Genomic DNA, 26409 nt, shown 5'->3' with positions numbered 1-26409 from the left:
GGCAGCGCCGCGTCACGGCCCACAGTTTGGCAGCCGAAGGGGTTTGCGGCAACCGCTTCGAGTTATCCCGGCGAGATTTTGCCGGGGTTACTCTGGAGTTTCGTCGGGGCGGCCCCGCGTCAGCCCGGCGGTGGTGCCTGGCGTTCGCGAATCAGGGCCTCGAAGGCCTCGGCCGGCATCGGCCGGCCGTACAGCCAGCCCTGCGCCGACTCGCAGCCCGCGGCCAGCAGCGCCTCGCGCTGGCCGGGCGTCTCGACGCCCTCGGCCACGGTGTGCATGCGCAGCGTGCGCGCCAGGTTGACGATGGCCGCGACGACGCTCGCCTGGTGGCTGCCGCGCTCGATGCCGGCGACCAGCGAGCGGTCGATCTTCAGCGTGCCCGCCTGGAACAGGCTCAGGTGCGAGAACGAGGTGTAGCCGGCGCCGAAGTCGTCCAGCGCGATGCGCAGCCCCATCGCGCGCAGCCGCGCGATCTGGCGCGCCGAGCCTTCGGGGTCGTCCCAGGCCATGGTCTCGGTCAGCTCGAGCTCCAGCCAGGCCGGGTCGACCTCGTGCCGGCGCAGCAGCTCGCCCACCAGCTCGGCCAGCCCCGGCTGGCGCAGCTGCACCGCCGACAGGTTGACCGCCATGCGCAGCGGCGGCAGCCCGGCGAGCTGCCAGGCGCGCAGCTGGCGCAGCGCGGTGTCCAGCACCCAGCGGCCGATGACCGCGATCTGGCCGTTGGTCTCGGCCAGCGGCACGAACTCGGCCGGGCCGATCCAGCCCAGCTCCGGGTGCTGCCAGCGCAGCAGCGCCTCGACGCCGACGATGCGCCCGTCGGCGGCCTGGCACTGCGGCTGGTAGTGCAGCTGCATCTCGTCGCGCTCCAGCGCCCGGCGCAGCGCGTTCTCCACGCGCAGCGTGCGTGCCATCTGGGCCTGCATCTCCGCGGTGTAGAAGCTGAAGGTCGCGCGGCCGGACATCTTGGCGCGGTACATCGCCGCGTCGGCGAAGGCGAACAGCGTGTCGTAGTCGGCGGCGTCGGTGGGGAAGACGGCGACACCGATCGACGGCGTCACGGTGAGGTCGTGGCCGTCGAGCTGCACCGGCTCCTGCACGATCTGCAGCAGCTTCTGCGCGACGTAGCTGGCGCCGGTCGCGTCGGTGCTGGGCAGCACGAGCACGAACTCGTCGCCGCCGACGCGCGCCAGCGTGTCCTGGTCGCGCAGCGCCGGGCGCATGCGCTGCGCCAGCGCGACGAGCAGCCGGTCGCCGATCGGGTGGCCCAGCGTGTCGTTGACGTTCTTGAAGTGGTCCAGGTCGAGGAACATCAGCGCCACCGGCTCGCCGGTGCGCACCGCGATCTGCAGCGCCTGGCTGGCGCGCTCCTGCAGCAGCGCGCGGTTGGGCAGGCCCGTCAGCGGGTCGTAGTACGCCAGGCGGCGCACGTTCTCCTCGGCATGCTTGCGCGCGGTGATGTCGCTGAACGATGCCACGTAGTTCAGCGTCCGGCCGGCCTCGTCGACGACGCGGCCGACGGACAGCCACTCCGGATACACCGTGCCGTCCTTGCGCCGGTTCCAGATCTCGCCTTCCCAGCGCCCGCGGGTCCGCAGCTCCTGCCAGAAGCGGTGGTAGAAGTCGTCGTCGTGCAGCCCGGACTTCAGCAGCCTCGGGTTCTGGCCGATGACCTCGTGCTCGGCGTAGCCGGTGATGCGCGTGAAGGCGTCGTTGACGGCGACGAAGCGGCCGTCGACGTCGGCGATCGCCAGCGCCTCGTTGCTCTGCTCGAACACGCGCGCGGCCAGCGACAGCTTGTTCATCGCGTCGCGGCGCGCCGTCACGTCGCGCTGCACGCCGACGAACTGCGTCAGCGTGCCGTCGTCAGCATGCACCGGGACGATCTTCAGCTCGTTCCAGAACGGCGTGCCGTCCTTGCGGTAGTTCAGCAGTTCGGCGTGGAAAGGCTCGCCGCGGTCCAGGGCCGCGCGCATCGCCTGCACCGTGTCGGCCGAGGTGCCGGGGCCCTGCAGCAGCGCGCACGACGAGCCGATCATCTCCTCGGCCGAGTAGCCGGTGAGTTCGACGAAAGCGGCGTTGACGTAGGTGGTGCGCCGGTTGGCGTCGGTGATCAGCACGCCCTGCGAGATCGCGTCGAGCGCGTTCTGGTGCAGCTTGAGCAGGCGCAGCACGGCGTCGTGCACGGCATGGAACTCGGCGTCCCCGCCTGCGGGGCGGCCGGTATCTTCCATGCCGGGGCGGGCCGGGTGGGGGGTGCGCACCGGAGAGGTCTTTCGATTCGTGGGTCCGACGGCCTGACGAAGGCCGTGCGGGAGAACCCCGATTCTGGCCCCGCCGGCACCGGTCATCGCGCCCGAATCGATGAAATCGTGAGTTGCTGCCGCGAATGATGCGATTCACGGCAGCTCCGGCGTCTGCGGGCGCCGGAGCTCGAGCCGCGGCTCAGAAGCTGGTCCAGTCGTCCTCGCCGGCGGGCGCGGCCACGCGTTCGGCACGCGGGCGTGCTTCGGCGGCCGGGGCGGCGGCGATGCTCGCTGCGGACGCAGCCGGGCGTGCCGCCGGTGCCGCGGTGCGCGGTGCGGACGGGCGCGACGCGGCCGGCTTCGCCGCCGCCGGGGCGGCCGTCGGCTGCGTCGTTGCCGCAGAGCCCTGCGCGAGCTTGAAGACGCCGACGAGTTCGGTCAGGCGAGCGGCCTGCACGCGCAGGCTCTCGGCGGCGGCGGCGCTTTCTTCGACCAGCGCGGCGTTCTGCTGCGTGACCTGGTCGAGCTGGCCGACGGCGTCGCCGACCTGGCCGATGCCCGAGGACTGCTCGACGGTGGCGTTGGTGATCTCGCCGATGAGCTGGCTGACGCGCTGGACCTGCGAGACGATGTGCGTCATCGACTCGCCGGCCTCGTCGACCTGGCGCGTGCCGATCTCGACCTTCTCGACGCTGGCGCCGATCAGGCTCTTGATCTCCTTGGCCGCTTCGGCCGAACGGCTGGCCAGCGTGCGCACCTCGCCGGCGACGACGGCGAAGCCCCGGCCCTGCTCGCCGGCGCGGGCGGCTTCCACCGCCGCGTTGAGCGCCAGGATGTTGGTCTGGAAGGCGATGCCGTCGATGGTGCCGATGATCTCGGCGATCTTGCGCGAGGAGTGGGCGATGTCCTGCATCGTCGTGACGACGGTGCCGACGAGCGCACCGCCTTGCAAGGCGGCGTCGGCGGCGGCGCCGGCCATGCGGTTGGCTTCCTTGGCGGTCTCGGCGTTCTGCTTGACGGTGCTGGAGAGCTGCTCCATCGACGCGGCGGTCTGCTGCAGGTTGCTGGCCTGTTCCTCGGTGCGCTGGCTCAGGTCGGCATTGCCGCTGGCGATCTGCGAGGAGCCGGTGGCGATGCTGTCGCTGCTGGAACGCACCTGGCCGACGATGCGGCTCAGGCTCTGCTGCATGGCGCCGAGCGACTCGAGCACGCTGTTCCTGGGCGCCAGTTCGGCGCCGGCCACGGGGCTCAGGTCGCCTTCGGCCACACGCTGGGCGATGCGGCCCAGCTCACCGGGTTCTGCGCCGAGCGCGGACTTCAGGTTGCGGACCACCAGCCAGGTCGCGGCTGCGCCGACGGCGGCCATCAGCAGTGCCAGGCCGGTGAAGACCATCGCGTCCAGCCCGGACCTGGCGATCGCTTCTGCGCCCAACTCGGTCGCCAGACGCTGCTGCATGTGCATCGAGTCGTCGACGGCCTTGAAGACGATGCGCTGCTTCTGCAGCGACTCGCCCATCAGCATCGCGGCGGCGGCCTGGGCCTCTCCCTTGTCGTCGAGTGCCAGCGCTTCGTCGATGAGGCGGTTGTATTCCGGGCGCGTGTCGTTGATCGTCTTCAGCAGGGCGCGCCCTTCGGGCATGACGATGGCCTTGTCGAGCTCGTCCAGCAGGCGGCCGTTCTCCGCGCGCATCTCGGCGATCTTCTTGCGTTCCTCGGCCTCTTTGGCCGGGTCGGCGACGATGACCACGTTGCGCGCGTAGCGCGCGATCGCGTTCATGTTGTCCTTGACCTGCGAGAACTTCTCCATCTTGACCATGCGGTCGGAGGCGAGCGTGTCGATGCTGGCGGACAGGCCACGCAGTTCGACGGTCGAGTAGACCGCCGTCGCGACGCCGAGCGTGGCGACGGCGGCGAAGCCGATGATCAGCCGGGTGGCGACCTTCATTTCAGATTTCTGGGTCATCGCGGACTCCTGAAGCGACGTGAGCAGGCGCATGGCGCCTGCGCTTGGGTCAACATCCGGCAGCCAGTGATCGCCAGCCGCCGGGATGCTGACGATTTCGGCACGTAGTGCCCATGACTGACGAGCAGACCCGGGGGCATCGTGATCGAAGTGGCAAAAGAGCGGTGCTGCTGTGTCAGATGTGCGCTTTGCGCCCATCTTATGGGAGCCCGCTCCGAGACGAGATATTAAAAAGGCGGTTTATGATTCATTGCGCGCACCAGCGTGAACGGCTTCACGCCGGTTCTGGCGACGCGCCTCAGTGCTTATGGACGTGCCCGTCCCTGGGCGTCTGCACCCAGACGTTCGCCTCCATGTTGCCGGCATGCTCGAAACGCAGCGTCAGCGGGAAACGTTCGCCGTCGCGCAGCGGGCCAGATAGGCCGAACAGCATCAGGTGGGCCCCGGCCTCGCCGTGGCGCAGGCGGACGCTGGCGCCGGCCGGCAGGTCCAGCGCTTCGATGGCGCGCATGCGCATCACGTTGCCGTCCATCGTGCTGCGATGGATCTCGACGCGCGCGGCGCGCGGCGTCGTCGCGCCGAGCAGGCGATCGGTGGCGTGTCCTCGGTTCTCGATCACACGGAAGTAGACCGCGCCGGTCGTGAGCCCGGCAGGTGTCGGCGTGGCGTACGGGTGGTCGACGACGAGGTCGCCGGCGCGTGTGCCGTGCGCCCGCGCGCCGCCGGCCCAGGCGGCTGCGGCCAGCAGCAGGCCGAAATGGCGGCGCGTCAGGGGCGTGCGGGTGGGAGTGTCGAGGATGTTCATCACCAGATCTCTTTCAGGTCGGGTTCGGTCCAGATCAGTCGCAGCGCGAGATGGCTGAGGCGTTCGCCGGGCCGCCAATCGCGCCCGGTTTCCAGCGCCAGCGTCAGGCCCGGACGCCAGGTCCAGAGCGCCGCGGCGGTGGCGCGCTGGCGGCTGCCGGCCGCGTCGAAACCCGCGGCGCGCGCCAGCGACACGGTGCCGACGCCGGCCAGCTTCTGGCGTGGCACCAGCCGCTCCAGGCGGCCGGCCAGCGTCCAGCCGGGCGCGGCGCGCCAGGCGGCGTCGAGCCAGCCACCGGCCACGCGTGAACGCAGCCCGGCGCTGCCGTCGGTGGCGTAGAGTTCGCCGCGCTCGCGGCGCAGCATGCCTGCGGCGGCCAGCGTCCAGTCGCCGGCGTCGTTCTCCCACTGCAGGCTGGCGGCGAGCACGTCGGCCGTGCCGTCGAAGCAGACACGCTGCTGCAGGCTGGCGCGGCAGTCCAGCGTGCCGTGGGTGTGCGCCGGCGCGCCGACGGTGGCCACCGCCGAGCCGCGTGCGTCGGGCTGGAACCGGGCCGCGCTCAGCTGCGCGTCGACGTGGCCCCAGCCCAGGTGCAGGCGCAGCGACGGCACCAGCGGGCCGTGTTCGCCGCCGGGGAAGACGCGGCCGCGCCACAGCCCGGCCTCGACACCGCGCAGGCCGTCGGCCAGCGGGTCGCGCCATGCCAGCGCGGCGCCGTCGTCGATCCACTCGTCGTCGAACACGGCGCGTTTGGCCAGCGGCGTCTGGACGAAGCGGTCGTAGTGGCCGGCACGGTCGATCACGCCGCCCAGGCGCACGGTGTCGCGGCCGAGCTGCAGCGTGTACTCGCCGCCGTGGCCGGCCCAGCGCAGGTGCAGCCCGGCGGCTTCGACGTGGGCGCCGTCGCCGTCGTGCCAGCCGATGGCCGCGGCGGCGCCGAGGTGGGGCGTGAAGCGCGCCGCGGCGTCCAGCGTCGCGTGCTCCAGCGTCAGGCCGCCGCGCTGGTCGTCGGGGGGCTGCCGCGCAGCAGCACGCCGGGCAGCGTGGCGGCGGGCCAGCGATGGTCGGCATCGGCGGCGAAGACGGCGGCGGCGGCGCCGACGCGCCAGCCGGGGTCCTCGGGCAGCGGGTCGGCCCCCGCCTCGTGGGCCTGTGCGGCACCGGCCAGCAAGGCGGCGGCCAGGGCGCACAGCGCCTCAGTTCTGGGCGAACGGGTCGGCATGGTTCGGGTCGGTGAGGAAGTCGTGGTCGGTCAGCGTCTTCAGGAAGGCGACGATGTCGGCCTGTTCCTGCGCGTCGAGATCGATGCGGCTGACCAGCGGGTCCTTGTAGGGATTGGCGCGGCCGTCGCCGGCATGGGGGCCGGTGGCGATGTGGCGCCCGCCGGCGGCGTAGGTGGCGACGACCTCGGCCAGCGTCGCGATGCTGCCGTCGTGCATGTACGGTGCCGTGACCTCGACGTTGCGCAGGCTGGGCGCGCGGAAGGCGCCCATGTCGGCGGCCCTGGCGGTGAGTTCGAAGACGCCGCGGTTGTCTTCCGGATAGGCGCCGGTGCCGCCCAGGTTGTAGAGGCCGGTGTTGTGGAACGGCGTCTCCACGATGCGGCTGCGCGCGTGCACGATCTGGTCGTTGAAGTTGAAGCTGCCGTGGCAGTGGAAACACTCGGCCTTCTCGCCGAAGAACAGCTTCATGCCGCGCTGCTCGGTGTCGGACAGCGTGGCCTGGCCGGCCAGCCAGCGGTCGTAGCGGCTGCGGCCCGAGATCAGCGAACGTTCGAAGGCGGAGATCGCCTTGATGACGTTGGCCCAGCTGACGGGCTCGGCCTCGCCGGCGAAGACCGCGGCAAACCGCGCCGGATAGCCGGCGATGCCGCGGTCCTCGCGCAGGCGCTGCAGCACCGCGGCCTTGTTGGCGTCGTTGACGCCCATCTCGACCGGGCGCTCGCCGAACAGCGGCGTCTCCATCTGCCGCTCCAGCGTCACCAGCGACGGGTTGGCCCAGGTCAGCGTGGCGTTGTAGACGACGTTGGACAGATGCTGCGCCGCGCGCGGGTGGGCTTCGCCGGTGGAGCCGACGGCGGTGGCGCGGCCGTCGGTGAAGGCCAGCGCCTGCAGGTGGCAGCTGCCGCAGGACTGCTGGCCGTTGCCCGACAGGCGCGGGTCGTAGAACAGGAAGCGGCCGAGCTCGACCTTGGCGGCCGACATCGGGTTGTCGGCCGGCACCTTGGGTTCCGGGAAGTGGGCTGGCAGCGTCCAGGTCCACGCGGCGCTGCCGCCGGTCTCCTCGCTGAGCGTCGTGCCGCCGCCGCCGCAGGCCGCGACGGCGGCCAGCACGACGGCAGCGGCGCCCGCCGCGATGACGGGGGCGCCGCGCTTCACTTGGCCACCGCCCGGAACAGCGTCTGGGCCGCGCCGCCGTCGACCGGCAGCCCGCTGCCGCTGCCGTCGGCGTTCCAGCCGATGGCCAGCGCCTGGAACACCGCGGCGCACTCGGGGTCGGTGCCGCCGGACATGCAGCCCGGGGCACCGGCCTGGTTGCGCGTGATGTCGTTGCCGGCCAGCAGCGCACGCAGGTCGACGGCGATCTTCTGCGTCGCCGGGTCGAAGGCGGCGAGCGCGAAGTCCATGCGGTTGGCGGCGACGCAGGAGACGGTCTCGCCGTTGGCCGGGTTGCCGCTGCAGCCGGTCGAGCCCAGGTGCACGTAGAAGCTGTGTGCTGCCCAGGTGCCGGTGCTGCCGTCGGGGTCGACGATCTCGATCTTGGCGAACTTGCGCCCCGACTGCCAGCTCCAGGCCATGGCCTGCACGTCCAGCGGCGCCGGGGCCGAGGCGTAGTCGGTGTGGTTCAGCGCGAACGGCACGCCCATCGTCATCCTGACGCCGACGTAGTCGCCTGCGGGCACGGTGCCGGTGACGCTGGTGTGGGTTGCGCTCGTGCCGGCGCTGCAGCCGCCGCTGCCGTCCTCGAGGTCGATCAGAGTCACGGCGTTGCCGCCGGCGCTGTGGTTCCAGTCGTCGTCGGCCGGCAGGGTCAGCGCGACCTCCGTGCCATCGGCCTTCACCAGCTTCACGTTGGAGACGTAGAAGCGGAAGTCCTGCAGCTTGGCGTCGACGCCGCCGCTGCCCAGGCCGCTGACGGTGCTGCCGCAGCCGATCGGCGTGTTGCCGGCGACGGCGGCGAACTCGATCGTGACGGTCTTCGGCGAGTCGTCGTCGCTGCCGCCGCCACCGCCGCAGGCGGCAAGCGTGGCGAGGGCGGCCAGGGGCAGGGCGGAAAGAATGAAGCCTTGTCGGGTCATGGGAGTCTCGTGTTCGGATCGCGAGCCCGCGTGTCACGGGGCCGCGTGGGGGCGGGCTGCGGCGGACGTGCATGGCGGCCGCCGGCCGCGCATGTCGCGCAGGCCTGCAGCTCGTCCGGTGGGTCCTGTGGCGGTCAGTCCGCCGCGGGGATGCACGGGCGTGCGCCGCGCCGCTGGCTGCGGCGTACGGTGGCCCGTCGTTCGTTCAGCTCAGCGCGAACGGCGGCGCGCGCGGCTGGGCGCTGCGCCAGGCGTGCGCCGTGCTCGGCGCGTGCAGGAAGGCGGGGGGCAGGGTGGCGTCGCGGCCGGCGGGCGGCACGACGAGCCGGTCGGCCGGCGGCAGGCCCGGCGTGGGCGCGTGCAGCGAACAGAAAGGACAGTGCTCCAGACCATGGGCCTGGGCGGGCAGCGAGTCGCTGTCCTCGGCGCCGGCGGCGACCCAGCGCGAGCCTTCGGCGGTGCAGACCTCCACCCAGCCCGCGCCGCGAGAAGACTGCAGCGCATGCGAGACCGACGGCGCCAGCGCCGCGAACAGCAGCACCAGGCACGACAGCCAGGCGGTGATGCGGCGGTTGACGCAGGTCGACGACATTGCAAACAAGTGTACGCGGGCCTCGCCCGCGCGAACGGTGTTTGCGCTGTCGCAACCTAGTGCGCCGCTGCGGCATGCAGCGCGCGGCGCGAATCGGTGTTAGCCGGGCGCCGGGCCCGGCCCCGTTCAGCCTTCCAGCCTGGACAGGTCGCGCACCGCGCCCTTGTCGGCCGAGGTGGCCAGCAGCGCGTAGGCCTTCAGCGCCGCCGAGACCTTGCGCGGGCGCGGCTGCGCCGGCTTCCAGCCGAGCACGTCCTGCTCGGCGCGGCGCGCGGCCAGCGTCGCCTCGTCGACGAGCACGTCGATGCGGCGGTTCGGGATGTCGATGCGGATGCGGTCGCCGGTCTTCACCAGGCCGATCGTGCCGCCGGCCGCGGCCTCGGGCGAGCAGTGGCCGATCGACAGCCCCGAGGTGCCGCCGGAGAAACGGCCGTCGGTCAGCAGCGCGCAGGCCTTGCCCAGGCCCTTGCTCTTGATGTAGCTCGTCGGGTAGAGCATCTCCTGCATGCCGGGGCCGCCCTTCGGGCCTTCGTAACGCACGACGACGACGTCGCCGGCCAACACCCGGTCGCCGAGGATGTGCTCGACGGCCTCGTCCTGGCTCTCGACGACGTGCGCCGGGCCTTCGAAGACCAGCAGGCTGTCGTCGACGCCGGCGGTCTTCACGACGCAGCCGTCCTCGGCGAGGTTGCCGTACAGCACCGCCAGGCCGCCTTCGCGCGAGAAGGCGTGCTCGATGGCGCGGATGCAGCCTTCGGCGCGGTCCAGATCCAGGCTGGGCCAGCGGCTGGCCTGGCTGAACGCGACCTGGCTGGGGATGCCGGCCGGGCCGGCGAGGTAGAAGGTCTTCACCGCGTCGCTGGGCGCGCGCGCGATGTCCCATTCGTCGAGCGCGTGCTTGAGCGTCGGCGCGTGCACCGTCGGCACGTCGGTGTGCAGCTTGCCGGCGCGGTCGAGCTCGCCGAGGATGGCCATGATGCCGCCGGCGCGGTGCACGTCCTCGATGTGGTACTTCTGCGTGTTCGGCGCCACCTTGCACAGCTGCGGCACCGAGCGCGACAGGCGGTCGATGTCGGCCATCGTGAACTCGATGCCGGCTTCCTGGGCGATGGCCAGCAGGTGCAGGATGGTGTTGGTCGAGCCGCCCATCGCGATGTCCAGCGTCATCGCGTTCTCGAAGGCCTTGAAGCCCACCGCGCGCGGCAGCACCGATTCGTCGCCGCCTTCGTAGTAGCGCCTGGCGAGTTCGACGACCAGGCGGCCGGCGCGCTTGAACAGCTGCTCGCGGTCGGCGTGCGTGGCCACCACCGTGCCGTTGCCCGGCAGCGAGAGGCCCAGCGCCTCGGTCAGGCAGTTCATCGAGTTGGCGGTGAACATGCCCGAGCAAGAACCGCAGGTCGGGCAGGCCGAACGTTCGACCTCGGCGACGGTCTCGTCGGAGACCTTGGGGTCGGCGGCCATGATCATCGCGTCGATCAGGTCGAGCTTGCGGAACTCGACGGTCTGCGTCGCCGGGTTGGCGAGCCGCGTCTTGCCGGCTTCCATCGGGCCGCCGGAGACGAAGACCACCGGGATGTTCAGCCGCATCGCGGCCATCAGCATGCCCGGGGTGATCTTGTCGCAGTTGGAGATGCACACCAGCGCGTCGGCGCAGTGCGCGTTGACCATGTACTCGACCGAGTCGGCAATGATGTCGCGGCTGGGCAGCGAATACAGCATGCCGTCGTGGCCCATCGCGATGCCGTCGTCCACCGCAATGGTGTTGAACTCCTTGGCGACGCCGCCGGCGGCCTCGATCTCGCGGGCGACGAGCTGGCCCAGGTCCTTCAGGTGCACGTGGCCCGGCACGAACTGGGTGAAGCTGTTGGCGACGGCGATGATCGGCTTGTCGAAGTCGCCGTCCTTCATGCCGGTGGCGCGCCACAACGAACGCGCGCCCGCCATGTTGCGGCCGGCGGTGGAGGTCTTGGAACGGTAGGCGGGCATGGGCGGCACTCGTGGCTGGGGTTGTCCTGGCGGCGACGGCCCCGCGCCGCGGGGCGGGCCGACCCGGGATTCTCGCGCAGGCCCGGGCGGCCGAAGAGGCCCCCCGGCCAGCGTTGACAACTCGTCAAGGCTGGGCGGACGGCGCCGGATGCGGCGCGAGCAGGCGCTCCAGCCGTTCCATGCGGTGCCGGTGCAGCGTCGTGATGGCGTAGAAGTTCTCCTGCAGCTGCGCCGAGCGGCCGACGGTCACCAGCACGCCGGCCTGCAGCTCGTCCTGCACCACGACCTCGGGCAACACGGTGAGCCAGCCGCTGTCGCGCGCCACCAGGCGCAGCATCGCCATGTCGTCGACCTCGGCGCGCAGGCGCGGGGCGACGCCGGCGGCCACGCACAGCGCGTCGAACTGCCCGCGCAGCGCATGGCGCGGCCCCGGCACGGCCAGCTCCAGCCCGCCGAGGTCCTCGGGCATGCGCAGGCTGCGCCCCTGCCAGGCCGCCGCCGGGCCGACCAGCGAGATCGCCTGGCTGCCCAGGAAACGGCAGTGCAGCGGCCGGTCGGGGTCGGCCGGCACCGCCTCGTTGGCGAGCACCACGTCGAGCTGGTGCTGCAGCAGGCGGCGCAGCAGCTCGTCGAGCATGCCGGACTCCAGCGTCAGCGTCACCGCCGGGTCGGCGAGCAGCGGCCGGATCCAGTTCTCCTGGTAGTTGCGCGACAGCGTCGCGACGCTGCCCACGCGCAGCCGCACCATGCCCTGGCCGCGGCCCTGCAGCCGGCCCAGCAGGTCCTGGCCCATGCCGAAGATGTTCTCGGCGTAGGACAGCACCAGCTGGCCGGTGTCGGTCAGCACGAGGCGGCGGCCGGTGCGCTCGAACAGCGGCTCGCCCAGACGCTCCTCGAGCTGGCGGATCTGGCTCGACAGCGCCGACTGCGACACGTGCAGCTCGTTCGCCACCTGCGTCAGGTGCCCCGCCTTGGCGACACGCCAGAAGTACAGGAGGTGGTGGAAGTTCAGCTGCTCGACGTACATCGTTCTTTATAAAAGATCAAAACGTTCGCATCAATGAATTTTACAGAACGTGAGGCGGCCGGCACCATCGCCTGGCCTGTCTGCTGGAGACCCGACGATGAAGCTCGTGAGCCTGCTGTGGCCGGCCTGCAGCCTGCTGCCGGCCGTGCTGATGCTCGCCGCCGTGCCGCTTCGGCGTGACGCCGACGTGGCGGCGGCCTGGGCGCGCTGGCGGGTGCTCGCGGTGGCCGGCGTCGCCGCCGCCGCCGCCGCGCTGGGCCTGCAGCTCGCCGCCGGGCCGGGCACGGCCGAGCCACCGCTGCCGGGGCTGGCCGTCACGCTGGCCGGCGCCTGGATGGCGCTGCTGGTGCAGCTGCTGGGCACCGTCATCGGCGTGTTCTCGTCGCGCTATCTGCAGGGCGAGCCCGGCCAGCCGCGCTACGTGGCCGCGCTCGCCGGCGTGCTCGCCGCGGTGCAGGTGCTGCTGCTGGCCGACCACTGGCTGGTGCTGATCGCCGCCTGGGCCGGCGTCGGCGGGTGCCTGCAGCACCTGCTGTGCTTCTATCGCGACCGTCCGTTCGCGCTGCTGGCGGCGCACAAGAAGCGTGTCGCCGACCGTCTGGCCGACGTCCTGCTGGTCGCCGCCGCGGCGCTGGCCTGGACCGAGGTCGGCTCCGGCTCGCTGTCCGATCTGGGGCGCCACCTCGAGGCCGCGGCACCGTCGGCGGCGCTGCAGGCCGGCGCCGTCTGTCTCGTCCTGGCGGTCGTGCTGCGCACCGCGCTGCTGCCGGTGCACGGCTGGCTGATCCAGGTGATGGAAGCGCCGACGCCGGTGTCGGCGCTGCTGCACGCGGGTGTCATCAACCTCGGCGGCTACGTGCTGATCCGCTTCGCGCCCTGGCTGGACGCGGTGCCGCTGGCGCGCTGGCTGCTGGTCGGCATCGGCCTGGCCACCGCGGTGCTCGCCGGCCTGGTGATGCTGACGCGCGCCAGCGTCAAGGTGCGGCTGGCCTGGTCGACGGTGGCCCAGATGGGCTTCATGGTCATGGAATGCGGCCTGGGCCTGTACACGCTGGCGCTGCTGCACCTGCTCGGCCACTCGCTGTACAAGGCGCATGCCTTCCTCGCTGCCTCCTCGGCCGTCGACACGGCGCGGCTGCGCACGATGCACGGCGGCACCCAGCCGACGCTGGCCAGCCTCGTCGTCGCGCCGCTCGCGTCGGCGGCGGTGATCGCCGGCCTGCTCGCGCTGCAGGCCGGGCTGGTGCCGGTGTCGGCCTGGCCGTGGTGGTGGAGCGGCGTGCTGGCGCTGGCCTGGGCGCCGCTGTTCTGGCAGCCGGCGAGCCGGCATCCCGACGCCCCCGGGGCGCTGCACGGCGCGCTCGCCGGTGCCGCCATGGTGGCCGCGCTGGCGGCGGCCACCGTCGCCGGCCACGCGCTGCCGCTGGGCCCGGTCGACACGCCCGACGGGCCGGCCGGCGTCGTGGCGCTGGCCGGCCTGGCGCTGCTCTACGCCAGCCTGGTGCTGTTGCACGCCCGCCCGGCGGCGCTGGCCTTCTGGCGCCGCTGGAGCTACGCCGGCTTCTACGTCGACGAGGTCGCGACACGCGCCGTGCTGCGCCTGTGGCCGACCCGCTGGACCGCCGCCACCGATGGACCCGAGACGAGGATTCCGTGATGCAGACCCTGCTGGCCCCCGGCACCGAACCGTCCGCCCACCGCGAGCCGCCGCGGCCGTCCGACGCCGACGTCGACCGGCGCATCGACGCCGCCTGCGCCCAGGCCTGCCGCGCCATCGCGCCGGCCTGGCCGCTGGATCGCGCCATCGCCGTCAACCCGCACTGGGAGCGCATCGGCAGCAGCGTGCGCCGCGTGGCCGCGCGGCTGGCGGTGCTGGGCGACATCCGTGTCTTCCCGCCGCGCGAGCGGCTGCGCGAGGCCTGGGCCTCGGGCCGCATCAGCGCCGCCGACCTCGACGCGGCGCTGGCCCGGCACCCCGACGCCCGCGCCGCCGGTCTCGACGCCGCCCAGGCCGTGGCGGCCCTCGACCGGGCGCCCGGGCTGCCCCGGCTGCCGCTGCTGATCGACGTGCTCGACGACGATCCGCAGGGCCGGCGCCGGCTGTCGTGGCGCCAGGCCGTCACCCACCAGGTGAGCCAGGTCTGCGCCGCCTACTTCGACCGCCACCAGGCCGACTGGCAGCCCGAGCGCCCGGGCGGGCTCTACGCCTTCTGGCGCGACACGCTGACCCACGACCACGGCATCGGCGCGCTGATGGGCCTGCCCGAGCTGGCGCGCGGCCTGGCCGCGCTGCCCGCCACGCGCGTGCAGGCCGAACGCTGGGTGCTGCGCCGGCTCGGCCTGGCCGAGCCGGCCTGGGCCGACTACCTCGAGGCGGTGCTGCTGACGGTCAACGGCTGGGCCTCGTGGTGCGCCTATCTCGCCTGGGAGGCGCGCCTGGCCGGCCGCGACGACGAGCACCTGCGCGACCTGCTCGCCATCCGCCTGGCCTGGGGCGCGATCCTGCTGGAATGCCGCGACGACCGCGCGGCGCAGCGGGCTTTCGTGGCGCTGCAGGTGGAGTGGGAAGGTGCGCCCGGGCGGCTGCAGCAGGCCGAGGACGCCTTGCGGGTCGACGAGGTCTGGCAGCTCGCGTACGAGGCGGGCTACCAGCGCGACCTGGCCCGCCGGCTTCGTGCCGTCGCGCCGGCGCCGGTCGAGCCGGCCACGCCAGCGTGCATCGAAGTCCAGGCGGCGTTCTGCATCGACGTTCGCAGCGAGCGGCTGCGGCGTGCCGTCGAGTCGGTCTGGCCGGCCGTGCAGACGATCGGCTTCGCCGGCTTCTTCGGTCTGCCGGTGGCCTACACGCCGCTGGCCACCGAGGCCCGGCGCCCGCAGCTGCCCGGGCTGCTGGCGCCGGCGCTGGACGTGAGCGAGCGTGTGGCCGCCACGGCGGCCGACTTCGGCCCGGCGGGTGACACGCTGCAGGCCCCGGCGCGCCGGGCGCGGCTCGGGCGCTTCGCGGCGGCCGGGCGCTGGGGCGCCGGCACCGTCTGGCCGAACGCGGCCTTCTCGTCGGTGGAGGCGGTCGGGCTCGGCTACCTGGGCCGGCTGGCGCAATGGCTGCGCCCGCCGGCGGCCGCGCGGCGCCCGCTCGACGGTGCCGGCCACGCGCCGCGCTACCGGCCGCTGTGCCGGCCGGTGCTGGCCGGCCTGGACCTCGGCGCGAAGGTCGAGCTCGGTGCACGCGTGCTGCACACGATGGGGCTGGACCGCGGCCTCGCGCCGCTGGTGCTGCTGGTCGGCCACGGCAGCCAGAGCGCGAACAACGCGCAGGCCGCGGCGCTGGACTGCGGCGCCTGCTGCGGCCAGACCGGCGAGGTCAACGCGCGCGTGCTGGCGCGGCTGCTCAACGAGCCGGCGGTGCGCGCGGGCCTGCGCGCCCGGGGCATCGCCATGCCGGCCGACATGGCCTTCGTCGCCGCGCTGCACAACACCACCACCGACGAGATCGAGGGGCTGGACCTGGACCTGCTGGACGCCGCCGCGCGGGCCCGCTGGGCGCGCCTGCAGGCGGTGTTCGTGCAGGCCGGCGACCAGGTGCGCCGCGAGCGTGCGGCGGCGCTGGGGCTCGATGCCCGGCGGCCGCACGCGGCCCTGCTCGAGCAGCTGCGCCGGCGCGCCAACGACGGCGCGCAGACCCGGCCCGAGTGGGGCCTGGCCGGCAACGCCGCCTTCCTGATCGCGCCGCGCTCGCGCAGCCGGGGCGCCGCGCTGGACGGCCGCGTCTTCCTGCACGACTACGACCCGGCCCACGACGCCGACGGCAGCGTGCTGGAGCTGCTGATGACCGCGCCGATGCTGGTCACGCACTGGATCAACTGGCAGTACCACGCGTCGACCTGCGACCCGCAGCGCCTGGGCAGCGGCAACAAGCTGCTGCACAACGTCGTCGGCGGCCGCATCGGCGTCTTCGAGGGCAACGGCGGCGACCTGCGCATCGGCCTGGCGCGGCAGTCGCTGCACGACGGCAGCCGCTGGCGGCACGAGCCGCTGCGGCTGACGGTGGTGATCGACGCGCCGGCCGCGGCCATCGAGCGTGTGATCGCCGGCCACGCCGCCGTGCACCGGCTGGTCCACCACGACTGGCTGCACCTCTGGCGCTTCGCCGACGACGGCGGTTTCGAGCGTTACGTGCGCGGCCGCTGGAGCATGGTCGCGGACTGAACGCGCCGCGTTCAGCGCTGCCGCCGGCGCCGCTTCCAGAGCACGTTGAGCCGCCAGACGGCCGAGACCACGAAGTAGGTCGTGATGCCGACGCCGGTGGCCATCAGCGCCAGCCCCAGCAGCAGCGGCTTGCCGACGCCGAGGATGCGCCCGACCGTCTGCTGCCACCAGCCGGCGTCGGCGTCGGGCTCGACCTCGGCCTCCACGGGCGCCGGCGGCGGCTCGGGCTCGCCGAGCACGGCGCTGCCCAGGCGCCAGGCGGCGTAGTACAGCGGGCCGAAGGTCAGCGGGTTGGTCACCAGCGTGCTGGCCACCGCGGCCGGCACGTTGGCGCGCAATGCCACGGCGGCTGCCGCGCTCAGCGGGATCTGCGCCAGCGGCACCAGCAGGCCGAAGAAGAAGCCCAGCGCCATGCCGAGCGCCAGGCCGCGCCGGCTCAGGTGCCACAGCCGCGGGTGGTGCAGTGCCGGGCCCAGCCAGCGCAGCCAGCGGTTGGCGCGGATCGACTCGGCGTCGGGCAGCCAGCGTCGCAGCGGCTTCACGCGCCGGCCTCCCCGGCACGGCGCGCCGCCGCGCGCGCGCCACGCCCGCCCTGCAGCGTGTGGAACAGCTCGGCGCGTGCCGAGCGCGTGATCGCCAGCACGCAGGGGTGGGTGATGCGCCGCTCGACCGAGATCGCGTAGAAGTCCTCGCGCACCTCGTCGATCGTGCCGACGCAGCGCACCTGCAGCCGCGACTGGATCTCGTCGGCCAGCACCGCCGGCGCGAGCAGGTAGCCCACGCCCTGGCGGCCGAACTCCTGCGCCAGCGCGCTGTCGTCGAACTCGGCCACCACGCGCGGCCCCAGCCCCTGGCTCTCGAACCAGGCGCGCAGCCGCTTGCCCACCGCCGTGTCCTCGCCGGGCATCAGCAGCGGCGCGCCGTCCAGGCAGGCGGGGAAGGGCGGCTCGCCGGCGGCCAGCAGCGACGGCGCCGCGAAGACGCCGATCGCCGAGCCGCCCAGGTGGTGGCTGAAGGCCTTGACGCTGACCGAGTGGGGCACCGGCGCGTCGGCGATCACCAGGTCCAGCGTGTGCATCGCCAGCTCGGACAGCAGCCGGTCCAGGCGCCATTCGCGGCAGACGATGCGCACCGGCTGCGCCACCTTCAGCGCCGGCTCGACGAGGTGGTAGGCGATCGACTTGGGCACCGCGTCGGCCACGCCGACGCGGAACTCGAGCGTGCGGCCCTTCAGCGTGCGCTCGCGCACCGCGGCCTCGAGTTCGGCGCCCAGCGAGAAGATCTCGCGCGCGTAACCCAGCGCCAGGTGGCCGGTGTCGGTGAGTTCCAGCCGCCGGCCCACCTTCTCGAACAGCGGCCCGCCCAGCCGGTCGGCCAGCAGCTGGATCTGGCCGCTGATCGTCTGCGGCGTCAGGTGCAGCTGCCGGCTGGCCGCCGCCACGCTGCCGGTCTCGGCGACTTGCAGGAAGTAGTGCAGGTGCTTGTAGTTCACGGCGGGCGCGTTCTCCCCTGGGCCGGCCGGTGCTGCGGCGCGGGCGTCATCAGATTTGTGCGACGGTTCGGCCGCGACCCATCGAGTCTACGTTCGAGCGCGAGGCGCGCCGCGTGTTCCGTCCGGGCCGCTCGGCGGCGGCGTTTGCGGGCCCTTCAGCCCAGCAGCGCGCCGGCCGCCGCGCCCAGCGCGACGACGATCACCGGCGACACGCGGCCCCAGGCCAGCAGCCCGAAGGCCGCCAGCGCCAGGCCGAAGTCGGCGCGGCTGCCGATGGCGGTGGTCCAGACCGGGTCGTACAGCGCCGCCAGCAGGATGCCGACGACCGCGGCGTTGACGCCGGCCATCGCCGCGCGCACCGCGTCACGCCGGCGCAGCGTGTCCCAGAACGGCAGCGCGCCGACGACGAGCAGGAACGCCGGCACGAAGATCACGACCAGGAACACCAGCCCGCCGACCCAGCCCGCGAGCGGCCCCTGCGCGACCGCGCCGAGGTAGGCCGCGAACGTGAACAGCGGCCCCGGCACCGCCTGCGCCGCGCCGTAGCCGGCGAGGAAGGCGGCGTCGTCGACCGCGCCGGACGGCACGACGCTCGCCTGCAGCAGCGGCAGCACGACGTGGCCGCCGCCGAAGACCAGCGCACCGGCGCGGTAGACGCCGTCGACCAGCGCCCAGGCCGGCGAGCCGGTGGCCGCGGCGAGCAGCGGCAGCCCGAGCAGCAGCGCCGCGAACAGCGCCAGCGCCGCGACGCCGGCCGCGCGTGGCACGCGCCAGACCGCCTGCGGCCCCGGCGGCGCTGGCGGCAGCTTCAGCAGCCGCCAGCCGACGAGGCCCGCGGCGACGATCACCGCCAACTGGCCCGGCGCCGACGGCAGCGCCAGCGTCGCCAGCGCGGCCAGGAGGGCCAGCGCCGCGCGTGGCCGGTCGGGGCACAGCGTGCGCGCCATCGTCCACACCGCCTGCGCGACGACGGCCACGGCCACCACCTTCAGCCCGTGCACCGCGCCCGACGCGGCGAGGCCGGGGTGGCCGGCGATGCCGTAGGCGAATGCGATCAGCGCCAGCGCCGACGGCAGCGTGAAGCCCAGCCAGGCCATCGCCGCGCCGGCCCAGCCGGCGCGCAGCAGCCCGAGCGCCATGCCGACCTGGCTGCTGGCCGGGCCCGGCAGGAACTGGCACAGCGCGACGAGCTCGGCGTAGCTGCGTTCGTCCAGCCAGCGGCGGCGGCCGACGAACTCGGCGTGGAAGTAGCCCAGGTGCGCGACGGGGCCGCCGAAAGAGGTCAGGCCGAGCTTCAGGAAGGCCAGCAGCACCTCGACGGCGCTGCCGTGCCCGGCCCGAGTCGGCGACGGCATCACGGCGCTGGTGCGTGCCGCGCGCCGTGCCGGCCGCTCAGTGCGTGCGGCCGGTGCGTCCGGCCAGATCCGTCCCGCTGATGCCGGCGAACAGCTGCGCGGCCTTGACCTTGATCTCCAGCAGCTCGTCGGCGCTGACCGAGTACTGCCCGGAGGTGCGGTTGACGGTGACGCCGAACTCGACGTCCTTGCCGGCGTTGGACAGCGTGCCGCTGGTGAACTCGTAGTCGTCGCGCTCCCAGGGGTGACCCTGGGTGGCGACGTCCCAGTCGTGGTACTCGATGCGCCCGATCTCGCCGCTGGCGAGGTTCAGGCGAGCGCTGGCGGTGACGACGTCGTCGGCGAGTTCGTCGGTGAGGGTGATCGGCACATGCAGGTCCATGGGGGGATTGTCCGCTGAATCGGGGGCAGGGCGGCGAATGGGATGGCGGGGCCGTGAAGGGAGGCCGGCCGTACCGCTCGCGCTGTGACCGCGGAGCCGGGGTGCAAACCTGATCGCCGATCGCCCCCGCCTGCTCGTCCTCCGCAGGCCACTGGGCGACGCAAGATGGACGGCGCAGCGGGGTTTGCAAGCGATGCGCGCGTCGTGTACCTCAGGAGGCGCGGCTCGCGGCCCGGGCCCGGGAGACCATCGACTTCACCTCTGGCGTCATGTTGGTCGGGACCAGAGTGGTCTGCGGGTGCGCTCGCTGGAACACCCGGAACACTTCGTCGGCGAACGCCTGGCCGATCTCGGCGACGCCAGCAAAGTCCAGGATCACCGTCCGAAAGCGATCGAACCGCATCGTCAGGCGCTTGGCCTGAGACCGGGAGACCAGCTTCTCGCCTTCGTGCTGAGCCAAGCGAACCGGCACGATCGTCTTGGCGAAGGTGTATTCGTCGGGCACGGCGAACTTGTCGAACACCTCTCGCGTGGTGCGCGTGCTGTCGTTGGCCAGTTTCATGAGCACCGTGGTCCCCGGTGCATCCCCATTCGATTCGAGCAGAACATCGGCCTCGTCCGAGTCGTGCGCGAAGTGCAGTCGCCCGGACCGGATGTAGAAGCAGTCGAACACCTTCGACGAGAAGAAAATGCCTTCGCCCGAGTGGTTGTCGGGATCGGTCGTGAACTTCCCCTTGGCCAGCTCGAGGATCGCCTCTCGCTGGTCGAACAGCCCAAGCGCCCTCTGGATGCGCAGGAAGATCCCTTCGCCATCGTCCACGACCCAGGCCTGCGTGAACAACCCGTTTCGTCGCATGCGGATGTGCACCTGCGGCGATCCGGAGTGATCGACGGCGTTGTTGATCATCTCCGTCATGCCGTAGCGCCAGACATCGCGCACGTTCTCCGCGAGATCGGCCACCAAAGGGTGCAGGTGCTGTTGCCACACCCTGTCTTCCGATAACCCGACACGGTCAAAACTCTGCCGAACCTCCTTCAAGGTTTGCAGCTCGTAGCGAACGCCGGCCCCGTGCCCCTCTCGTCCCAGCAGCCCAGCCTTCATGGCCTTCTGGAGTCGCGCGCTGGCCGCTTGACGCGAGATGTTCAGGGCACTCGCCAGCCTCCCCGCAACATTGCGCGGGTCCTCGTCGACGAGCCGAAGCATGAGGGTCGTGTCTGGGCTGTTCATGCGCGAATGGTAAAGCGGCGACGGAATAATTGGAAAGTTCTTGGCTAGAAAAGGTAAAGTACGCGTCGCCGGTTCAGGGCGTGCGCGTGCGCAGCACCTCGCTGCGCCCACGGAGGCAACGTTGCATCAGGGATGGTGGAGCGTTCGCCGACGCAGCGGCCGTCCCGAGAGCGAGGATCTCGGTCGGACGCACTTGAATCGTCGGTCTGCGCGAACGGGCCGCCGACGCGCAGCCAGAGATGATCGGACGGGACTCGTCCGCTGCCGCTGAACTGTCTGCCAGGGCTGGCCGTATGGCAGGCGAGGCCTCAAGGGCGTCCCGAGTGCCTGTTGCCATTGGATGTCTGGCGGAAGCGGTGAGATTCGAACTCACGGACGGTTGCCCGTCGCCGGTTTTCAAGACCGGTGCAATCGACCACTCTGCCACGCTTCCAGGGTCGTCCGGCCTTGCGCCGGAGCCCTCGATTCTAGGTCGGCGCGCGGCCCTTCGGCGCTGGTTCAGGCGCCCGGCCGCTGCGCCTGGCTGCAGCCGACCTGCACCAGCTCCTGCCGGCCGCCGTCGACGCGCACCGCGCTGAGGCGGCCGCCCCAGACGCAGCCGGTGTCCAGCGCCATCAGATCGGGCTCGACCACCAGGCCCAGCGTGCTCCAGTGGCCGAAGGCGATCGGCTCGCCGGTGGTCTTGCGGCCGGGCACCTCGAACCACGGCATCAGCCCGGCGGCGCCGTCCTTGGTCTTGAAGTCCAGCGTGCCGTCGGCGCTGCAGAAGCGGATGCGCGTCAGCGTGTTGACGACGAACCGCAGCCGGTCGGCGCCTTGCAGGCCGTCGTCCCAGCGCGCCGGCTCGTTGCCGTACATGCGCTGCAGAAAGGCCGGCAGGGCCGGGCCGCGCAGGCAGGCCTGCACCTCGGCGGCCAGCGCCAGCGTCCTGGCCGTGTCCCACTGCGGCACGACGCCGGCGTGCACGCACAACCAGCCGGCCTCGACGTGCGCCAGCGGGCGCTGGCGCAGCCAGTCGACCCAGGCGTCGGCGTCGGGCGCGGCCAGGATCTCGCCCAGCGTGTCGTTGCGGTGCAGCGGCCGCACGCCGTGCGCCACGGCCAGCGTGTGCAGGTCGTGGTTGCCCAGCAGGCAGACCGCGGCGTCGCCGAGGTCGCGCAGCCGGCGCAGCACGGCCAGGTTCTGCGGGCCGCGGTTGACCAGGTCGCCCAGCACCACCAGGCGGTCGCGCGAGGGGGAGAAGCCGATCTCGGCGAGCAGGCGTTCCAATGCGTCCGCACAACCCTGCACGTCGCCAGCGAAGAAGATCATGGCGCGGATTCTGCTACGCTCGCGCGCCTCCCCACAGCCCGTCGCCGCCGTGTCGCGGCGGCTCTAATGGACGTTTCGCTTCTCGTCTTCCTCATCCTGCTCAACGGCGTTTTCGCCATGTCGGAGATGGCGCTCACCGCGTCACGCAAGATCCGGCTCCAGGTGATGGTGGAAGACGGCGCCCCCGGCGCCCGGGCCGCGATGGCCCTTCACGACGACCCCACGCGTTTCCTGTCGGTGGTGCAGATCGGCATCACCTCCATCGGCATCCTCAACGGCATCGTCGGCGAGGCCGCGTTCTCGGCGCCGCTGGGCGACTGGCTGATCACGCTCGGCGTGCACGAGCACAGCGCACGCATCGGCGCCACGGCGATCGTCGTCGTGCTGATCACGATCGTCACGATCATCTTCGGCGAACTGGTGCCCAAGCGCCTGGGCCAGCTCTACCCGGAGACGGTGGCGCGCCTGGTGGCGCGGCCGATGACCTGGATCTCGCTGGCCGCGCGGCCGCTGGTGCTGCTGCTGTCGGCCTCGACGCAGGCGGTGCTGCGCCTGCTGGGCATCCGCGAGGACACGCAGCGTGCCGTCACCGAGGAGGAGATCGCGGCCAGCCTGGAGGAAGGCCTGGACGCCGGTGTCATCGAGGCCCAGGAGCACCAGATGGTGCGCAACGTCTTCCGCCTGGACGACCGCCAGATCGGCTCGATGATGATCCCGCGTGCCGAGATCGTCTGGCTCGAGGCCGACGCCCCGATCGACGAGGTGCTGGCGCAGATCGCCGAGCACGGCCACTCGCGCTACCCGGTGTGCCGCGGCAGCCTGGACGACGTCATCGGCGTGCTCGGCGCGCACGTGCTGCTGCAGCCGCTGTCGCGCGGCGAGACGCCGCAGTTGCAGACGCTGCTGACGCCGCCGGTCTTCGTGCCCGAGACGCTGTCGGGCATGGAGCTGCTGGAGCACTTCCGCCAGTCGCGGGCCGACCTGGTGTTCGTCGTCGACGAGTACGGCGCCGTGCAGGGCGTGATCTCCGAGCGCGACCTGCTCGAGGCGATCACCGGCGAGTTCGGCAACCAGACCGACGAGGACGCCTGGGCCGTGCGCCGCGAGGACGGCAGCTGGCTGATGGACGGGCTGATCCCGGTGCCCGAGTTCAAGGACCGGCTCGAGCTGAAGGACCTGCCCGACGAGGAGCGCGGCCGCTACAACACGCTGGCCGGCATGGTGATGCTGCTGCTGGGCCGGCTGCCGAAGACGGCCGACGCCGTCAGCTGGCAGGGCTGGCGCTTCGAGGTCGTCGACCTCGACGGCAAACGTGTCGACAAGGTGCTCGTCTCGCGCACCGACAACACAGGAGAGAACGAATGATCATCCCGCTGCTGCACCGCAAGCCGGTGCCGGTGGACCTCAAGGAGCACCGCGCGCTGAAGCTGGCGCTGCCGGTGACCGACTGGAGCGTCGCCGCCGACCTCAACTCGTGCTTCATCGCCGCGATCGAGTTCGTCGACGCCGCGCGCGACTACCCGATCTTCTTCGTGCGCACCGGCAACGACGACGACGGCAAGGCGGCCATCGCGCCGATCGCCGTCTTCGGCCTGCAGCCCAAGCAGAACCTGTTCCTCGAGCAGGGCCGCTGGCGCGCCGACTACATGCCGGCGTCGCTGCGCGGCTACCCGATGTGCCTGGGCCGGATGGACGCCGAGAACTTCGCGGTCTGCTTCGACTCGGCCTGGAGCGGCGTCGGCACCGACGACGGCGTGCCGATGTTCGACGCCGACGGCAAGCCCGGCGAGGTGCTGCAGAACGCGCGCGCCCAGCTCGAGGCGCTGGAAGGCGAGACGCAGCGCACGCGCGTGCTGTGCCGCCGCCTGCGCGACCTGGACCTGCTGCGCCCGATGCGCTTCGACGCCACGCTGCCCGATGGCAGCAAGCTCAGCGTCGACGGCTTCCTGACGGTGGACAACGAGAAGGTGCAGGCGCTGGACGCGGCCACCACGCACGAGCTGCTCAAGAGCGGCCTGCTCGGGCTGATCTACGCCCACTTCGTGTCGCTGGGCCACATGCGCAAGCTGCTCGACTGGCACCTGCAGCGCCAGCCCGCCGCCGCGCCGGCGGACGCCCCGGCCGCTCCCGCGGCCTGAGCCTTCAGGCGGGCGCGCCGGCGGCGGCCGGCGCCGCCTCGCCGAACATCAGCGCCTCGACGCGGCGCGCGTCGTTGCTCTCGCGGATGCGTGCGAAGGCTTCGCCGGCCTCCGGAAAGCGCCGCCGCATCAGCCCCAGCCACTGCTTGAGCCGCCCGGCGCGGTGGCGCGGCTCGACACGCGCGCTGACGCTCGCCCAGAAGCGTCGCAGCTCGGGCTGCAGCGCCGCCCAGCCGGGCACCGGCTCGGCGCGGATCGCCCGCGCCAGCCCCGGGTCGGCGACCATGCCGCGGCCCAGCATCAGCGCGTCGCAGCCGCTCTCGGCCAGGCAGCGGCGCGCGTCGTCCACCGTCCAGACCTCGCCGTTGGCGACCACCGGCAGCGCCACCGCCTCGCGGATCTCGGCGATGCGGTGCCAGTGCGCCGGCGGCCGGTAACCCTCGGCCTTGGTGCGTGCGTGCACCACCAGCTCGGCGGCGCCGCCGTCGGCGATCGCGTGCGCGCAGTCCAGCATGCGCGACGTGTCCAGGTGGCCCAGGCGCATCTTGGCCGTCACCGGCACGGCGGCCGGCACCGCGCGCCGCACCGCGGCGACGATGGCGTGCACCAGCTCCGGCTCGTCGAGCAGCACCGCGCCGCCGCGATGGCGGTTGACCACCGGCGCCGGGCAGCCGAAGTTCAGGTCGATGCCGGCCGGCGACAGCTCGGCCAGGCGCGCGGCGTTCTCGGCCAGGCAGACCGGGTCGCCGCCGAGCAGCTGCGCGCGCACCGGCGTGCCGGCGGCGGTGCGCCCGCCGGCCAGCAGCTCGGGGGCGATGCGCGTGAACACCCGCGCCGGCAGCAGCTGGTCGGTGACGCGGATGAACTCCGAGACGCAGAGCTCGACGCCGCCGACACGCGTCAGCACGTCGCGCAGGCTGCAGTCGAGCAGGCCCTCCATCGGGGCGAGCAACAGCCGCGGGGCGGCGGCGGGCGGGGCAGGGCGGGGGCTCATCGGGGCGCGGATGATGCCGCAAGCGCCGCCCCCGTGCCCGCGTCCGGTGGCCGGCACCGATCACAATCGCCGCTTTCGTCCTGCCGCCGCGTGCGGCCTGCCGCCGATGTCCGTCCAGCTGAAAAAAACCTGCCGCCTCCGCCATCCCCGTGCGTGTCGTCGACCGCGCCGGCCTGGCCGCCCGCCTCGACGCCGCGCCCGCGGCCACGCGCCGCTGGCTCGAGGCCACCGGCTTCAGCGCCGCGCCCGACAGCCACGTGCTGGTGCCGGCGGCCGACGGCGCCATCGCCGAGGTCTGGGCCGGCGTGCGCGCGGCCGATCACCCGTGGGCGCTGGCGGCACTGCCGCGGGCGCTGCCCGAGGGCCGCTATCGCCTGTCGCCCGACGGGCTGGAGCTGCCGGCCGAGGTGGCGGCGATGTCCTGGGAGCTGGGCGCCTACCGCTTCGACCTGTACAAGCCGGCCGCGCGTGCGCCGGCGACGCTGCAGCTGCCCAAGAGCGCGGCCGCCCAGCGCGGCCTGCTGCTGGCCGCGGCCATCGCCTCGGTGCGTGACCTGGTCAACACGCCGGCCGAGCACATGGGCCCGGCCGAGCTGGCCGAAGCCGTGAAGCTGGTCGCCGAGCAGCACGGCGCCGAGTTCCGCCAGACCGTCGGCGACGCGCTGCTGAAGGCCGGCTTCCCGGCGATCCACGCCGTCGGCCGCGCCGCCACGCGTGCGCCGCGGCTGATCGAGCTGCACTGGGGCGACCCCAAGCACCCGCAGCTGACGCTGGTCGGCAAGGGCGTGTGCTTCGACACCGGCGGGCTGGACATCAAGTCGCCCGACGGCATGCGCCAGATGAAGAAGGACATGGGCGGCGCGGCCAACGCGCTGGGCCTGGCGCAGCTGGTGATGGCGCTGGGCCTGCCGGTGCGGCTGACGCTGCTGATCCCGGCGGTCGAGAACGCCATCGCCGGCAACGCCTACCGCCCCGGCGACGTGATCCGCACGCGCAGCGGCCTGCACGTCGAGATCGGCAACACCGACGCCGAAGGCCGCGTGATCCTCTGCGACGCGCTGGCCTGCGCCGCCGAAGCCCAGCCCGATCTGCTGATCGACCTGGCGACGCTGACCGGCGCTGCGCGCGTGGCGCTCGGCGCGCAGCTGCCGGCGCTGTTCTGCCGCGACACGGCCACCGCGCGCGAGCTCGTCGACCTGGGCCTCGCGCTGCACGACCCGCTGTGGCACATGCCGCTGTGGCGCGACTATCACGGCGGCATCGAGAGCGAGATCGCCGACATCGTCAACACCGGCCGCGGCCCGCAGGCCGGCGCGATCAACGCCGCGCTGTTCCTCGAGGACTTCGTGCCGCCGGCGCTGCCGTGGCTGCACGTCGACCTCTACGCCT

22 protein-coding genes and 1 tRNA gene are annotated in these 26409 nt (G+C 72.8%); 5 read left to right on the top strand and 18 right to left on the bottom strand.

Going from position 1 to position 26409, the window contains the following annotated elements; translation table 11 throughout:
• Positions 1-119 precede the first annotated feature (119 nt).
• The 10 genes from RBXJA2T_RS13705 to RBXJA2T_RS13665 form a co-directional block, all read right to left on the bottom strand.
• Positions 120-2261: a putative bifunctional diguanylate cyclase/phosphodiesterase gene (locus tag RBXJA2T_RS13705; protein WP_237704892.1), complete on the bottom strand. Its 2142-nt coding sequence runs from the start codon at positions 2259-2261 to the stop codon at positions 120-122.
• Between the two features lie 181 nt (positions 2262-2442).
• Positions 2443-4206 (bottom strand): methyl-accepting chemotaxis protein, encoded by a 1764-nt coding sequence (locus RBXJA2T_RS13700; RefSeq protein ID WP_029718929.1) that lies wholly within the window; start codon positions 4204-4206, stop codon positions 2443-2445.
• 298 nt (positions 4207-4504) lie between these two features.
• The gene (locus tag RBXJA2T_RS13695) at positions 4505-5011 is read right to left on the bottom strand and encodes a copper chaperone PCu(A)C (protein WP_009857993.1); all 507 of its coding nucleotides are present in this window, start codon (positions 5009-5011) and stop codon (positions 4505-4507) included.
• Positions 5011-5814 carry a hypothetical protein gene (locus RBXJA2T_RS13690; RefSeq protein WP_157998580.1) on the bottom strand — a complete coding sequence of 268 codons (804 nt, stop codon included), beginning with the start codon at positions 5812-5814 and terminating at the stop codon, positions 5011-5013. The genes RBXJA2T_RS13695 and RBXJA2T_RS13690 overlap by 1 nt, the downstream gene beginning before the upstream one ends.
• A 185-nt stretch (positions 5815-5999) precedes the next feature.
• Positions 6000-6233, bottom strand: a complete 234-nt coding sequence (locus tag RBXJA2T_RS19540) for a hypothetical protein (protein WP_138938881.1) — start codon at positions 6231-6233, stop codon at positions 6000-6002.
• Complete coding sequence (locus RBXJA2T_RS19960; RefSeq protein ID WP_009857990.1) at positions 6208-7389, bottom strand: methanobactin export MATE transporter MbnM; 1182 nt, start codon at positions 7387-7389, stop codon at positions 6208-6210. Before RBXJA2T_RS19960 ends, RBXJA2T_RS19540 begins: the two co-directional genes overlap by 26 nt.
• Entirely contained in the window at positions 7386-8309 is a 924-nt protein-coding gene (locus RBXJA2T_RS19955; RefSeq protein WP_009857989.1) for an MbnP family copper-binding protein, read from the bottom strand. The genes RBXJA2T_RS19960 and RBXJA2T_RS19955 overlap by 4 nt, the downstream gene beginning before the upstream one ends.
• A gap of 205 nt (positions 8310-8514) precedes the next feature.
• Entirely contained in the window at positions 8515-8901 is a 387-nt protein-coding gene (locus RBXJA2T_RS13675) for a DUF2946 domain-containing protein (protein WP_009857988.1), read from the bottom strand.
• Between the two features lie 126 nt (positions 8902-9027).
• Complete coding sequence (ilvD, locus tag RBXJA2T_RS13670) at positions 9028-10887, bottom strand: dihydroxy-acid dehydratase (RefSeq protein ID WP_009857987.1); 1860 nt, start codon at positions 10885-10887, stop codon at positions 9028-9030.
• Between the two features lie 124 nt (positions 10888-11011).
• On the bottom strand, positions 11012-11914 hold the full coding sequence (locus RBXJA2T_RS13665) for a LysR family transcriptional regulator (RefSeq protein ID WP_009857986.1): 903 nt from the start codon (positions 11912-11914) through the stop codon (positions 11012-11014).
• 97 nt (positions 11915-12011) lie between these two features.
• On the opposite strand from RBXJA2T_RS13665, the gene RBXJA2T_RS13660 reads away from it, so the two are divergent.
• Both RBXJA2T_RS13660 and RBXJA2T_RS13655 read left to right on the top strand, forming a co-directional pair.
• Positions 12012-13571 carry an NADH-quinone oxidoreductase subunit L gene (locus RBXJA2T_RS13660; protein ID WP_009857985.1) on the top strand — a complete coding sequence of 520 codons (1560 nt, stop codon included), beginning with the start codon at positions 12012-12014 and terminating at the stop codon, positions 13569-13571.
• Positions 13571-16120, top strand: a complete 2550-nt coding sequence (locus RBXJA2T_RS13655) for a YbcC family protein (protein ID WP_009857984.1) — start codon at positions 13571-13573, stop codon at positions 16118-16120. Before RBXJA2T_RS13660 ends, RBXJA2T_RS13655 begins: the two co-directional genes overlap by 1 nt.
• Before the next feature lie 11 nt (positions 16121-16131).
• Here RBXJA2T_RS13655 and RBXJA2T_RS13650 read toward each other — a convergent pair whose 3' ends face one another.
• From RBXJA2T_RS13650 to RBXJA2T_RS13620, 7 genes are all read right to left on the bottom strand, one after another.
• Positions 16132-16662 (bottom strand): DUF2062 domain-containing protein, encoded by a 531-nt coding sequence (locus RBXJA2T_RS13650; RefSeq protein WP_009857983.1) that lies wholly within the window; start codon positions 16660-16662, stop codon positions 16132-16134.
• Positions 16659-17612, bottom strand: a complete 954-nt coding sequence (nhaR, locus tag RBXJA2T_RS13645) for a transcriptional activator NhaR (protein WP_009857982.1) — start codon at positions 17610-17612, stop codon at positions 16659-16661. Before nhaR ends, RBXJA2T_RS13650 begins: the two co-directional genes overlap by 4 nt.
• Before the next feature lie 155 nt (positions 17613-17767).
• Entirely contained in the window at positions 17768-18967 is a 1200-nt protein-coding gene (gene chrA / locus RBXJA2T_RS13640; RefSeq protein WP_009857981.1) for a chromate efflux transporter, read from the bottom strand.
• Between the two features lie 37 nt (positions 18968-19004).
• Positions 19005-19349 (bottom strand): hypothetical protein, encoded by a 345-nt coding sequence (locus RBXJA2T_RS13635; RefSeq protein ID WP_009857980.1) that lies wholly within the window; start codon positions 19347-19349, stop codon positions 19005-19007.
• Positions 19350-19560: 211 nt separating this feature from the next.
• Positions 19561-20577: an STAS-like domain-containing protein gene (locus tag RBXJA2T_RS13630; protein ID WP_009857979.1), complete on the bottom strand. Its 1017-nt coding sequence runs from the start codon at positions 20575-20577 to the stop codon at positions 19561-19563.
• Between the two features lie 345 nt (positions 20578-20922).
• A tRNA-Ser gene (locus RBXJA2T_RS13625) sits at positions 20923-21010 on the bottom strand.
• A gap of 65 nt (positions 21011-21075) precedes the next feature.
• Positions 21076-21888 (bottom strand): symmetrical bis(5'-nucleosyl)-tetraphosphatase, encoded by an 813-nt coding sequence (locus RBXJA2T_RS13620; RefSeq protein WP_009857978.1) that lies wholly within the window; start codon positions 21886-21888, stop codon positions 21076-21078.
• Between the two features lie 66 nt (positions 21889-21954).
• On the opposite strand from RBXJA2T_RS13620, the gene RBXJA2T_RS13615 reads away from it, so the two are divergent.
• Together RBXJA2T_RS13615 and RBXJA2T_RS19535 are read left to right on the top strand one after the other, a co-directional pair.
• Positions 21955-23253 (top strand): hemolysin family protein, encoded by a 1299-nt coding sequence (locus RBXJA2T_RS13615; protein WP_009857977.1) that lies wholly within the window; start codon positions 21955-21957, stop codon positions 23251-23253.
• Positions 23250-24026 carry a SapC family protein gene (locus tag RBXJA2T_RS19535; RefSeq protein ID WP_009857976.1) on the top strand — a complete coding sequence of 259 codons (777 nt, stop codon included), beginning with the start codon at positions 23250-23252 and terminating at the stop codon, positions 24024-24026. The genes RBXJA2T_RS13615 and RBXJA2T_RS19535 overlap by 4 nt, the downstream gene beginning before the upstream one ends.
• A 4-nt stretch (positions 24027-24030) precedes the next feature.
• On the opposite strand, the gene RBXJA2T_RS13605 is transcribed toward RBXJA2T_RS19535, so the two are convergent.
• Complete coding sequence (locus RBXJA2T_RS13605) at positions 24031-25020, bottom strand: tRNA dihydrouridine synthase (RefSeq protein ID WP_029718925.1); 990 nt, start codon at positions 25018-25020, stop codon at positions 24031-24033.
• 149 nt (positions 25021-25169) lie between these two features.
• Here RBXJA2T_RS13605 and RBXJA2T_RS13600 point away from each other — a divergent pair.
• On the top strand, positions 25170-26409 hold a 1240-nt coding region (locus RBXJA2T_RS13600), incomplete at its 3' end, for a leucyl aminopeptidase family protein (protein WP_009857974.1).

This window comes from Rubrivivax benzoatilyticus JA2 = ATCC BAA-35 (assembly GCF_000190375.1).
In the GTDB taxonomy this organism is placed as follows: Bacteria; Pseudomonadota; Gammaproteobacteria; order Burkholderiales; family Burkholderiaceae_C; genus Rubrivivax; species Rubrivivax benzoatilyticus.
This window is presented reverse-complemented; position numbering and strand designations above follow the sequence as displayed.